General features: G+C 46.4%; 10 protein-coding genes. 8 read left to right on the top strand and 2 right to left on the bottom strand.

Annotated elements, in window-relative coordinates:
• Positions 1-301: 301 nt before the first annotated feature.
• The 3 genes from KSZ58_RS12400 (at position 302) to feoB (ending at position 4,150) form a co-directional block, all read left to right on the top strand.
• Positions 302-1,438, top strand: coding sequence for an aldo/keto reductase (locus KSZ58_RS12400; RefSeq protein WP_002611464.1), 1,137 nt, complete (start codon positions 302-304; stop codon positions 1,436-1,438).
• A gap of 362 nt (positions 1,439-1,800) precedes the next feature.
• Positions 1,801-2,046: a FeoA family protein gene (locus tag KSZ58_RS12395; protein WP_008819298.1), complete on the top strand. Its 246-nt coding sequence runs from the start codon at positions 1,801-1,803 to the stop codon at positions 2,044-2,046.
• Positions 2,036-4,150 (top strand): ferrous iron transport protein B, encoded by a 2,115-nt coding sequence (feoB, locus tag KSZ58_RS12390; protein WP_008819297.1) that lies wholly within the window; start codon positions 2,036-2,038, stop codon positions 4,148-4,150. Before KSZ58_RS12395 ends, feoB begins: the two co-directional genes overlap by 11 nt.
• A 120-nt stretch (positions 4,151-4,270) precedes the next feature.
• Here the strand turns inward: feoB and KSZ58_RS12385 are convergent, their stop codons facing one another.
• Together KSZ58_RS12385 and KSZ58_RS12380 are read right to left on the bottom strand one after the other, a co-directional pair.
• A complete protein-coding gene (locus KSZ58_RS12385; RefSeq protein WP_008819296.1) occupies positions 4,271-5,476 on the bottom strand; it encodes an acetyl-CoA C-acetyltransferase in 1,206 nt (401 codons plus the stop codon).
• Positions 5,477-5,672: 196 nt separating this feature from the next.
• Positions 5,673-6,881, bottom strand: a complete 1,209-nt coding sequence (locus tag KSZ58_RS12380) for an acetyl-CoA C-acetyltransferase (protein ID WP_002611456.1) — start codon at positions 6,879-6,881, stop codon at positions 5,673-5,675.
• A 353-nt stretch (positions 6,882-7,234) separates the two neighbouring features.
• On the opposite strand from KSZ58_RS12380, the gene KSZ58_RS12375 reads away from it, so the two are divergent.
• From KSZ58_RS12375 to KSZ58_RS12355, 5 genes are all read left to right on the top strand, one after another.
• Positions 7,235-8,374: an acyl-CoA dehydrogenase gene (locus KSZ58_RS12375; protein ID WP_002611453.1), complete on the top strand. Its 1,140-nt coding sequence runs from the start codon at positions 7,235-7,237 to the stop codon at positions 8,372-8,374.
• Positions 8,375-8,404: 30 nt separating this feature from the next.
• Positions 8,405-9,193 (top strand): electron transfer flavoprotein subunit beta/FixA family protein, encoded by a 789-nt coding sequence (locus tag KSZ58_RS12370; protein WP_002611450.1) that lies wholly within the window; start codon positions 8,405-8,407, stop codon positions 9,191-9,193.
• Between the two features lie 14 nt (positions 9,194-9,207).
• Positions 9,208-10,236 carry an electron transfer flavoprotein subunit alpha/FixB family protein gene (locus KSZ58_RS12365; RefSeq protein ID WP_008819293.1) on the top strand — a complete coding sequence of 343 codons (1,029 nt, stop codon included), beginning with the start codon at positions 9,208-9,210 and terminating at the stop codon, positions 10,234-10,236.
• Between the two features lie 72 nt (positions 10,237-10,308).
• Complete coding sequence (locus KSZ58_RS12360; RefSeq protein WP_008819292.1) at positions 10,309-11,148, top strand: 3-hydroxyacyl-CoA dehydrogenase family protein; 840 nt, start codon at positions 10,309-10,311, stop codon at positions 11,146-11,148.
• A gap of 100 nt (positions 11,149-11,248) precedes the next feature.
• Positions 11,249-12,028 (top strand): short-chain-enoyl-CoA hydratase, encoded by a 780-nt coding sequence (locus tag KSZ58_RS12355; protein ID WP_008819291.1) that lies wholly within the window; start codon positions 11,249-11,251, stop codon positions 12,026-12,028.
• Positions 12,029-12,042: the final 14 nt, after the last annotated feature.

Below are 12,042 nucleotides of genomic sequence, written 5' to 3'. Positions count from 1 at the left end.
TTTTTATTTCTCAGATACTCGTTATGAGATCGCAGCATTGACAAATCAGACCCTATAGACAGCATAGCAAGCAAGGGATGTGCCCCAGTTATTTTGATGATTTGCAGCTTTCATTGTTCAGATAGGATGGCTTGCAAAGGAAACAATAGCTTTCCCTGAACTGTATCCTGCATTTTGAAACACCATTGTAAGTGTCGGACAGCTTTTTGTAAGATATTTTTGCCTGCTCTGTTTCCTTTTTCTTCCTCTGCGTTTATAATATAGGTATTATAAGATGCTGGTTAAAGGAGGAGTTTGAAGTATGGAATACAGAGAGCTGAATGAGGAGTATCAGCCATCCCTGCTGGGATTTGGATGTATGCGTTTCCCGCTGGATGCACAGGGGAAGATTGATGAGGCGGAAGCTGAACGGATGCTGGATACCGCAATCGCACATGGTGTGAAGTATATCGATACAGCGTTTCCGTATCATCATGGAGATAGTGAACCGTTTGTAGGCCGTGTGCTGAAAAAATACGATAGAAGCAGCTACTATCTGACAACAAAGCTGCCGCTTTGGGATTTGAACACGCTGGAGGATGCGAAAGCGATGTTTGAAAATCAGCTGAAGCGCCTTGATGTAACGTATGTGGATTTTTATCTGCTCCATGCGGTAGATAAGGCGAAATGGGAAAAAGCAAAGCAGCTGGGCATTCTTGCATATTGTGAAGAATTAAAAGCGCAGGGAAAAATACGGAATTTCGGCTTTTCCTTTCATGATGAATACGACGTATTTGAAGAGATACTGACTTATCGCAAATGGGATTTTTGCCAGATACAGTATAATTATGTGGATACACAAGAGCAGGCCGGAGATCGCGGCTATGCCCTGGCTGAGAAACTGGGAATTCCGATGGTCATCATGGAGCCGGTGAAGGGCGGCTCGCTTTCCAAGCTGCCACAGGATCTTGCTTCACGCTTAAAGGAGGCTGCACCCAATAGCAGCATCTCCTCCTGGGCGCTTCGCTGGGTAGCCAGTAAGCCAAATGTTAAGGTGGTACTCAGTGGCATGTCCACCATGGAGCAGGTGCTCGATAACCTGTCAACCTTTGAAGATTTTAAACCGCTGAGCGTAGCGGAGCAGGGGTTGATTAAGGAAATCGCAGAAGAAATCAAGGCGAGAACGATGAACGGCTGTACAGGCTGTGCGTACTGTATGCCGTGTCCATTTGGTCTGGATATTCCAAAGAATTTCCGCATCTGGAATGAGCATGCAAAATATGGAAATACGGAAGTGGCAAGAAAACGTTATTTTGAAGAAATGAAGGAGGAAGAAAGAAGCAGCCAGTGTAAGAAATGCGGGAAATGTGAAGCACTGTGTCCACAGCATATCGCTATACGTGAGGATCTGGCACATATGAGCAGCGATATGGAGCTTCTTAAGAGCAAAGCTGGGTAAGCATGAAAAGCAACTCATAAATACAGACAGGAGTGTTCGCGTGATATCATGGCGGCATTCCTTTTTTAGTGAACCTTTCTAAGCAGTCTTCCATTTACATTGCAGAAATTACAGCTATGTGGCACTGACAGCAAGCTGAGCAAAAGAGCCGCTTATGCTGTCAGCTTTTATTGCGTATGTGCTGGGGTACCTCTATCATTTTTTTAAGTATTTGCACAGTCTCCTGTAAGCAGCATACCTGAGAAACTCCACTTTTTGACGCTGCTGCTTCTGCCTGCTTACGGAAAGGGAGATGGTGGTTGTAGGCATTTGTGGAGGCGCATTTGCCCGTAGGTTGATAGTATAGGTGCAGGAGGGTAGAAATGAACTGTTTAAAAGATGCTGTTCTCAACGAAGAGGTTTTTGTGGTAGATATCGAGCATACAGCTTTGATGAAACGCAGGCTGATGGATCTTGGGTTCGTACCGGGCACTGGAGTGACACCGGTTTTGGAAAGTCCCAGCAGGGATATGCGTGCCTATCTGATCAAGGGCTGTAAAATCGCTTTACGCAGTGAAGACAGTGAGCGGATTCTGATAAAAGGGAAGGAGGCTGCATATGCTGTTTGAAAAGCTCGTTCAGGCGAACGACAATATCAATGAAATGTACTTGAAGCAGCGCAAGGGATATACCATTGCTTTGCTTGGAAATCCCAATGTTGGTAAAAGCACGGTATTCAATGAGCTTACCGGCATGAATCAGCATACCGGTAACTGGCCGGGGAAAACGGTGGAGCTTGCGAAAGGACACTATACACATAGGTATCGCCAGAATCAGATGATAGATCTTCCTGGAACCTACTCCCTGCTTGCACACTCCAGTGAGGAGGAGGTTACACGAAATTATGTGTGCTTTGAGCCATGCGATGTGTGCCTGGTTATCTGTGATGCCACTGTTCTTGAACGTAACCTGAACCTGGTTCTGCAAACGATGGAAATCACAGATCATGTCGTACTTGTTTTAAATCTTATGGATGAAGCCAAAAAGAAGAACATTACGATTGATACGGAAAAGCTTGCCAAGCTTTTGAAGGTTCGTGTCGTAGAAATGAGCGCACGCAATCATGAGGGCTTTGAGGATGTCAAGGAAGCCATTGAAGAGGTGGGAAACCGTGTAAGTGATACGCAAGGGGCTGCAGTCCGTTATGCCAAAGATCTGGAGCAGGCCATTGCTGCGGTAGCTGATGTTATGAAAACACGGCGGCTCAATACACGCTTCACGGCCTTGAAGCTGCTGGATCCGGAGGTTGACAGCACGCTGTTTTATGAGGATATCGAAAACCAGGAGGAAACAAGGGCAGAGGTGGAAAAACAGATTGCTCGCTTAAAGGATAAGGATTTGTATGAACGCTTTGAAGATATCGTAGTACACGCCCTGCATGAAAGAGCAAGGGAAATCAGTGAAGAATGTATTATATTTAACAATGCATCCTACCAGAACCGGGATATGCGTATTGATCATGTTGTTACCAGCAAAGGCTGGGGACTGGTATGGATGGTCGTATTGTTATCTGTAATATTTTGGATTACCATTTCCGGAGCCAATGTTCCAAGCGAAATGCTTTCAGGAATGTTTGAGGATCTGCAGGTATGGCTGCATCAGCTATTTGCCTCCTGGAGTATGAATCCATATATCACCAGCTTTATTGTGGATGGAGTCGTGAAAACCTGCGGCTGGGTAATTTCCGTTATGCTGCCGCCGATGGCAATCTTCTTTCCGATGTTCACACTGCTGGAGGACTTTGGTTATCTGCCGCGAATCGCTTTTAATCTGGACGGCTTCTTTCAAAAGGCCTGCACCTGCGGGAAACAGGCGCTGACGATGTGTATGGGATTTGGCTGCAATGCCGTCGGGGTCAGTGGAGCCCGTATTATCGACAGTCCGCGGGAGCGTCTGATTGCAATTATCACCAATACCTTTGTACCCTGCAATGGCCGCTTTCCTACGCTGATCAGTATTATTACGATGTTCTTTGCAGGGGTGGTGGCGGCACCGTGGAATGGTCTTCTGTCAACACTGCTGTTGACGGGCGTTATTGTATTTGGTGTCATCCTGACCTTTCTCACCTCACGCTTTTTGTCGAAAACGCTGCTGAAGGGAGTGCCGTCAAGCTTTACACTGGAGCTTCCTCCGTATCGGCGACCGCAGTTTGGCAAGGTGATCGTGCGTTCCATCTTTGACCGTACGCTGTTCGTGCTGGGCAGGGCAGTGAGTGTTGCCATACCTGCCGGAGCAATTATCTGGCTGCTGGCCAATATTCAGGTTCAGGATGCAAGCCTGCTGCAGCATATATCGCTGTTTCTGGATCCCTTTGCTCATCTGATGGGGCTGGACGGTGTCATTCTGCTGGCCTTCCTTCTGGGCTTCCCGGCAAATGAAATCGTTGTACCGATCATGATCATGGCGTATCTGGCAAATGGATCGATGACGGATATCGGTGATCTTGCCGTATTAAAGGAGCTGTTCGTCAACAACGGCTGGACATGGGTAACCGCCATCTGCACCCTAATGTTCTCTCTGGTACACTTTCCATGTGCTACTACACTGCTCACCATACGCAAGGAAACACAAAGCTGGAAATGGACTGCCGTCAGCTTTCTGTTGCCAACCGTACTTGGTATCCTGCTGTGTATGGGAATCAATCTGCTTGCGCATATCTTTCTGCTGGTATAACTATGTCTGCCGATCCTTGATGATTTGTAAAGGGAGCGCATGTATGTTATAGAAAGATAAATTCAAATAAACGGGTACAAAAAAAGAGGAGCCGTGTGTGAGTTCCTCTTTTCTTATATATTATGGGCGCTTTACGATAACAGCGGTACCCTGTCCACCACCGATGCACAGAGATGCAAGACCAGATTTCGCATCACGCTTGATCATTTCGTGAATCAGTGTAACCAGAATACGGTTTCCGGACGCACCAACCGGGTGACCCAGAGCGATTGCTCCACCGTTTACATTCGTTTTTTCCAGGAATGCTTCACGATCGATTCCGTGCTCTTCCACCAGCTCGTGTACAACACCTAAAGACTGAGCGGCAAATGCTTCATTCAGCTCTACCAGTTCAACCTCATCCAGCTTCATGTCTGCATATTTCAATGCATTGCGGATTGCCGGAGTAGGTCCCAGACCCATTGTTAACGGATCCACACCACCCTGACCGATGCCGACTACCTCGCACAGCGGAGTCAGGTTGTATTTTTCGACAGCTTCTTCACTTGCCAGCAGAACGAAGGAAGCACCATCGTTGATGCCGGATGCGTTGGCAGCCGTTACACTACCGTCCTTAACGAATGCCGGACGCAGCTTTGCCATCTTTTCAGGAGTGGATTTGCGGTTTGGATGCTCGTCTGTATCAAATACGATTGTTTCTTTTCTCAGCTTCACTTCAACAGGAACGATTTCGTCCTTGAAACGTCCGGAATCAACAGCAGCGATAGCCTTCTGCTGAGAAGCATAACCGAATGCATCCTGCATTTCACGTGTGATATTGTATTTCTTGGCAATGTTCTCTGCCGTAACACCCATGTGGATACCGTTCATAGCATCTGTCAGGGCATCGTAGATCATATGGTCTACACACTTGAAATCTCCCATTTTGTTTCCTGTACGTGTATTTGCAGGAATCAGGTAAGGAGCACCGGACATGGATTCCACACCACCGGCAACGACAATGTCATTAAATCCTGTCTGAATGGACATAACACCCTCCATAACGGTACGAAGTCCGGAACCACATACCATGTTCACGGAGTGTGAGCATACACTTTCCGGAATTCCTGCAGCAAGGGCAACCTGACGTCCGATGTTCTGTCCCAGACCAGCGCTCAGCACGTTCCCGCACAGCAGCTCGTCTACCTGCTCAGGAGCAACCTTTCCATCTTCCAGCAGTGCCTTTACTACTGTAGCCCCTAAATCAACTGGTTTTACGGTAGTTAAAGATCCTAAGAAACTACCGATTGCACTACGTTTAGCGCTAACAACATAAGTTTTTCTCATTTTTCTCTACCTGTCTTTCTTTCAATGTAACGTGTCGCATACGACACTCAATACATCAACATAGTAACGAAAATTCATGCATTTGTCAATAACTTGTGAAAAAATTCATAAGTGAATGCATCTGTCGGATTTCTCTTTTTACGATTTTGAAACACAAAAGCAGGAAAAACAAGCCCTTGTGAGCTTGTTCTTTTGTTTATACGCGTTTGATGATGACTGCAGCACCCTGTCCGCCGCCGATGCACAGGGAAGCCAGTCCGATTTTCAAATCGCGCTTCTGCATTTCGTGAAGCAGACTCACCAGAATTCGGTTTCCGGATGCACCGACCGGATGTCCCAGTGCGATTGCTCCGCCATTGACGTTGGTTTTTTCCATAAAGGCGTTACGATCCATGCCGGTTGCTTCCTCCAGTTCATGAATGACACCCAGAGACTGTGCAGCAAACGCTTCATTCAGCTCTACGAGCTCCATGTCCTCGATGCACAGGTCAGCATACTTCAGCGCATGCAGAATCGCAGGCGTAGGACCAAGACCCATGACGCGTGGATCTACACCGCCCTGACCGATGCCGATGACTTCCGCAAGCGGTGTCAGATTATATTTCTTAACGGCATCCTCACTGGCGATGATTGTAAAGCTGGCACCGTCATTGATACCGGAAGCATTTCCGGCAGTAACGGTACCGTCCTTTGTGAAAGCGGGACGCAGCTTTGCCAGCTTTTCCGGCGTGGAGGCACGGTTCGGGTGCTCATCGGTGTCAAATACCGTCACACTGCCCTTACGGCCGGGTACTTCTACCGGCACGATTTCATCCTGAAAGCGCCCGGAATCGATGGCAGCGATTGCCTTCTGCTGGGATGCATAGGCAAAGGCGTCCTGATCCTCACGGGAAATGGAATACTTTTTCGCTATATTATCTGCGGTAACACCCATGTGTATCCCATACATACCATCTGTTAATCCATCATGCAGCATGGAATCCACCATCTTCATGTCACCCATCTTCACACCGTTTCGCACCTTACTAGGCACCAGATACGGTGCATTGGTCATAGATTCCACACCACCGGCTACAAAGATATCGCCGAATCCGCACTGGATGCGCATGGTGGCTTCCATAACCGCCTTTAATCCGGAACCGCACAGCATATTCAGGGACTGTGCACATACCTCAACAGGGACACCGGCCTTGATGCTGACCTGACGTCCGATGTTTTGACCAAGACCTGCCGCAATCACGTTTCCGACAATCACCTCGTCGATATTGGCAGGATCAATGCCTGCCTCCTCGATGGTTCTGCTTAAAACAGCAGCTCCCAGATCTACCAGGGGCATGTTGGTAAGCCCGCCCATGAAGCTTCCGATAGCGCTTCGCTTTGCTGCTACGACATATGCTTTTCTCATGTAATAACCTCCGCTTTCTATATTGGTCTTCCTTGGGGAAGGGGAAGAGGACCCTTTGTCAAGGCTATGGTAACGGAAGAAAAAACGTTTGTCAAGAAACTTGTTAATAAATTAACAAATGAGAATGTAGGAATATATTCTGAACAAATGTCAACTTGTTAATTTTGTAACAAAAACTTGTTAAAACTTTAACAAACATATTGACGTGAACAAAAAAGAGGTCTAAAATGTAGATGGATTATGTATTCTCGACAACGCGATGAATACGCTGCTTATACTATATTTATATAGGCGCAATATAGGCGCATGCAAGCAATCCTAAGTTCAAGTAAATCAAGGAGAGGAGAACACTTATGGACTTCATGTTAACAGAACAACAACAGATGATGAAGAAACTTTTCGCTGAGTTTGCTGAAAAAGAAGTAAAACCTCTTGCAGCAGAAGTAGACGAAGATGAACGTTTCCCTAGAGAAAACGTCGAAAAAATGAAAGCCTGCAAAATGATGGGGATTCCGTTCAGCAGAGAATACGGCGGAGCAGGTGCTGACTACCTGAGCTATATTCTGGCAGTCGAGGAGCTGAGCAAGAAATGCGGTACAACAGGTGTTGTATTGTCTGCTCACACATCTCTTGGAACATGGCCAATCGAACACTTCGGAACAGAAGAACAGAAAAACAAATATCTGCCTGACTTATGTACAGGCAAGAAGCTGGCTGCATTCGGCTTAACAGAGCCAAATGCCGGTACAGATGCTGCCGGACAGCAGACAACGGCTGTAAAAGACGGTGACGATTACATCCTGAACGGTACAAAAATCTTCATTACCAACGCTGGGGAAGCAGATGTTTATGTAATCTTTGCAATGACTGACAAGACAAAGGGAACTCATGGTATCTCTGCATTTATCGTAGAGAAGGGAATGCCTGGATTCACTGTTGGTCAGCATGAAAAGAAGCTGGGTATCCGCGGTAGTGCAACCAGTGAGCTGATCTTCAACAACGTGCGTTTAAGCAAGGACCACCTGCTCGGACAGGAAGGCAAAGGCTTCAAGATTGCCATGATGACACTGGATGGCGGACGTATCGGTATCGCTGCGCAGGCACTTGGTATTGCACAGGGTGCAATTGATGAAACCGTTCCTTATGTAAAAGCTCGTAAGCAGTTCGGACGTTCCATTGCAAAATTCCAGAACACACAGTTCCAGCTGGCTGATATGCAGGTGAAAACAGATGCAGCCAGATGGCTGGTATACGATGCAGCAATGAAGAAAGAAAAAGGTCTTCCTTACTCTGTCGAAGCTGCTAAGGCGAAACTGTTCGCAGCAGAGGTTGCAATGGAAGTTACAACCAAGGCAATTCAGCTGATGGGTGGATACGGTTATACTCGTGACTATCCGGTTGAAAGAATGTTCCGTGATGCGAAGATCACTGAAATCTATGAGGGTACTTCTGAAGTACAGCGCATGGTTATCAGTGGCGCAATGCTGAAGTAATACAGAGAGAAAAGAAAGGATACGAAGATTATGAAAATTATCGTTCTTGTAAAACAGGTACCGGATTCTACTGAAATCCGTGTTGACAAAGTTACTGGTACATTGATTCGTGCCGGAGTTCCTAGTATCATCAATCCAGATGATCTGGCTGGTGTGGAAGCTGCACTGCAGCTGAAAGAAAAATACGGGGCAACTGTTACTATCATTTCCATGGGACCTCCTCAGGCTACGGGAATGCTGAAAGAATTATACGCTCGTGGAGTTGACGAATGTATCCTGATCACAGACCGCAAATTTGCTGGTGCTGATACATGTGCAACTTCCAGCACACTGGCTGCTGCATTGAACAAAACAGGCTACGACCTGATCATTGCAGGACGTCAGGCTATCGATGGGGATACTGCACAGGTTGGTCCGCAGACTGCTGAACGTCTGGGAATCCCTCAGGTTACCTACGTAGACGACATTATTGAACTTAGCGATACTGCTGTTACTGTTAGAAAATCACTGGAAGACAGTGAAGAGATCATTGAGGCGAAGCTGCCTTGTGTTCTGACAACCTTAAGTGGAATGAACGAGCCACGTTACATGAACTGTAACGATATCGTTGACTCCTTCTCTAAAGAAGTGAACGTTATGACATTTGATGATCTGGGAATCGATGAGAGCATCGTTGGTCTTGCAGGTTCTCCGACTAAGGTTCACGCTACATTCACCAAAGAAGTATCTGCTGAAACAGAAACATTCGATCTGCCAGCTGCAGAAGCTGCCAAACTGATTGCAAAGACACTGAAAGACAAGCAGATTATTACGAAATAGGAGGAGAAGGAACAATGGCTAAATTTGAAGGATATAAAGACATTTACGTATTCGTAGAACAGAAAAACGGCGAAGTTGCCAACGTTGGATACGAACTGATTTCCGAAGCTAGAAAACTGGTTGCATCCATTCCTCAGATGAACTTCCAGGTTGTCGGTGTACTGCTTGGACACAACATCAAAGACAAGGCGAATGACGTAATTGCACATGGTGCCGACAAGGTAATCGTTGTGGATGACGCGCTGCTGGAAGGATATTCCACACAGTTCTATGCGGATGCCCTGACACAGGTCATCAACAGCTTCAAGCCGGACAGCTTCCTGACAGGAGCTACGGTACTTGGTCGTGACCTTGCACCACGTGTTGCTGCACGTTTGAATGCCGGTCTGACTGCAGATGCTACCAAAATCGAAATCGATCAGGAAAAGGCAAAAGACGGAGAAGCGCTGCTGCTGGTTACCCGTCCTACATTCGGCGGAAACCTGTTTGGTACGATCGTATGTCCGGATACTCGTCCGCAGATGGCAACAATTCGTCCGAACGTATTCTCTATGGATGCAGTGGATGCTTCCAGAACCGGAGAGGTTGTAGAATTTACTCCGGAATGGACAGATACAGATCCAAAAGTAATCGTTAAAGAAGTGATCGCTAAAGTAGTAGAAGGCGTTGACATCACAAAGGCTGACATCCTGGTAGGTGCAGGTCGTGGTGCTGAAGACTGTCTGGATATGGTACAGGCAGTTGCTGAAGAACTGGGCGGAGAGCTGTGTGCTTCCCGTGCCGTAGTTGACGATGGATTTGCTGACAAGGCAATTCAGGTAGGACAGACCGGTAAGACCGTTCGTCCTAGTCTGTACATCGCATGTGGTATTTCCGGAGCATGCCAGCATGTTGCCGGTATGGAAAAATCCGATATGATTATCGCGATCAACCGTGACCCGCAGGCTGAAATCTTCAGCATTGCAAACATGGGCTTCATCGGTGATGTAAAAGAAATCCTTCCTCTGCTGAAGGATGAAATCATCGCTGCGAAAAAGGGATAATAAATACGTTTATACAAGAGGGTGGGAAACTACCCCTCTTGGTATACAAAAATAGTAAAGGAGATAATAAACATGAAAAAAGTTGGTGTAATTGGTGCCGGAACAATGGGCCAGGGTATTGCAAATGCATTTGCTTCCAATGGGTACGATGTAACCGTATGTGACATTAAAATCGAATGGGCACAGGGTGGAATCGACAAAATCGCTAAAAAACTGGACAAACTGGTTTCCAGAGAAAAAATGACGGCTGACAAGGCTGCAGAAGTAAAAGGAAATCTGAAGGCTGGAGAATACAAGGATCTGGCTGACTGCGATCTGATCGTGGAAGCTGTTCTTGAAAAAATGGAAGTTAAGAAAGAACTGTTCACAACACTGGATGAAATCTGTAAGGATTCCTGTATCTTTGGTTCTAACACATCTTCTTTATCCATTACCGAAATCGCTACCGGAATCAAGCACAATGTCATCGGTATGCACTTCTTCAACCCTGCTGACCGTATGAAGCTGGTTGAGGTTATTTCCGGAATCAACACGCCTGTTGAAACAAAGGAAGCTATTCTTGAAATCTCTAAATCCTTAGGAAAAACTCCTGTTGAAGTTGCAGAAGGTCCTGGATTTGTTGTAAACCGTATCCTGGTTCCGATGATCAACGAGGCTGCCTTCATTCTGCAGGAAGGAATTGCATCTGTTGAAGATATCGATATAGCTATGAAACTGGGGGCTAACCATCCGATGGGACCTCTGGCACTGGGTGATCTGATTGGTCTGGATATCGTGGAAGCTATCATGGATGTTCTTTACAATGAAACAAAAGACTCTAAATATCGCTGCTGTACGCTGATCCGCAAAATGGTTCGCGGAGGTAAGCTCGGTCAGAAATCCGGTATCGGATTCTACGACTACTCTAAATAATTCACGCATACAACACATGACGAGTGAATCTGTAATTTCACATGAAACCCATTGAAATTGTGGATTCACTTTTTTAAAAATGGAAAGGAAGATGAATACAATGGAAACAATTTTAGTAAACTATGAAGGACATGTAGCAACCATCACAATCAACCGTCCAAAAGCACTGAACGCATTAAGCACACAGGTTTTAACAGAGCTGAATCAGGCACTGGATGAAGTTGCGGCAAACAACGATGTATATGCACTGGTACTTACCGGAGCAGGAGAGAAATCCTTTGTTGCAGGTGCAGATATCGCTGAAATGAAGGATAAGAGCGTGGAAGAGGCTGCTGCTTATGGGAAATTCGGTAATGAGGTATTCCGTAAGATTGAAACGTTCCGCTGCCCTGTAATCGCTGCTGTAAACGGCTTCGCATTAGGCGGAGGCTGTGAGCTGGCAATGAGCTGCGACATTCGTGTGGCAAGTGAAAATGCAGTCTTCGGACAGCCGGAAGTTGGCTTGGGAATCACTCCGGGCTTTGGTGGAACACAGCGTCTGGCACGTCTTGTCGGTACCGGCATTGCGAAGGAAATGATTTATACAGCAAGAAACATCAAAGCAGAGCGTGCATACGCCATCGGTCTGGTAAATAACGTTGTCCCTGCCGAAGAACTGATGGCTGTTGTTATGAAGATGGCAAACGGTATCGCAAAGAATGCGCCAATCGCTGTTGCATACAGTAAAAAAGCAATCAACAACGGGCTGCAGACAGATATCGATGGTGGAATTGCAATCGAAGTGGAAGAATTCTCCAATTGTTTTGCGACAGAAGATCAGACCTATGGTATGACCTGCTTCCTGGAAAAAACGAAGGATAAAAAATTCTCTAACAAATAAGCAAGTAAATTCTT

This window comes from Erysipelatoclostridium sp. DFI.2.3, assembly GCF_019132535.1.
Classification (GTDB): domain Bacteria; phylum Bacillota_I; class Bacilli_A; order Erysipelotrichales; family Erysipelotrichaceae; genus Clostridium_AQ; species Clostridium_AQ innocuum.
This window is presented reverse-complemented; position numbering and strand designations above follow the sequence as displayed.

Coding starts and splice junctions, on each gene's coding strand:
- KSZ58_RS12370 (WP_002611450.1), top strand. CDS start 8,405: ATGAAAATTATCGTTCTTGTAAAACAGGTACCGGATTCTACTGAAATC.
- feoB (WP_008819297.1), top strand. CDS start 2,036: ATGCTGTTTGAAAAGCTCGTTCAGGCGAACGACAATATCAATGAAATG.
- KSZ58_RS12375 (WP_002611453.1), top strand. CDS start 7,235: ATGGACTTCATGTTAACAGAACAACAACAGATGATGAAGAAACTTTTC.
- KSZ58_RS12380 (WP_002611456.1), bottom strand. CDS start 6,881: ATGAGAAAAGCATATGTCGTAGCAGCAAAGCGAAGCGCTATCGGAAGC.
- KSZ58_RS12365 (WP_008819293.1), top strand. CDS start 9,208: ATGGCTAAATTTGAAGGATATAAAGACATTTACGTATTCGTAGAACAG.
- KSZ58_RS12395 (WP_008819298.1), top strand. CDS start 1,801: ATGAACTGTTTAAAAGATGCTGTTCTCAACGAAGAGGTTTTTGTGGTA.
- KSZ58_RS12400 (WP_002611464.1), top strand. CDS start 302: ATGGAATACAGAGAGCTGAATGAGGAGTATCAGCCATCCCTGCTGGGA.
- KSZ58_RS12355 (WP_008819291.1), top strand. CDS start 11,249: ATGGAAACAATTTTAGTAAACTATGAAGGACATGTAGCAACCATCACA.
- KSZ58_RS12385 (WP_008819296.1), bottom strand. CDS start 5,476: ATGAGAAAAACTTATGTTGTTAGCGCTAAACGTAGTGCAATCGGTAGT.
- KSZ58_RS12360 (WP_008819292.1), top strand. CDS start 10,309: ATGAAAAAAGTTGGTGTAATTGGTGCCGGAACAATGGGCCAGGGTATT.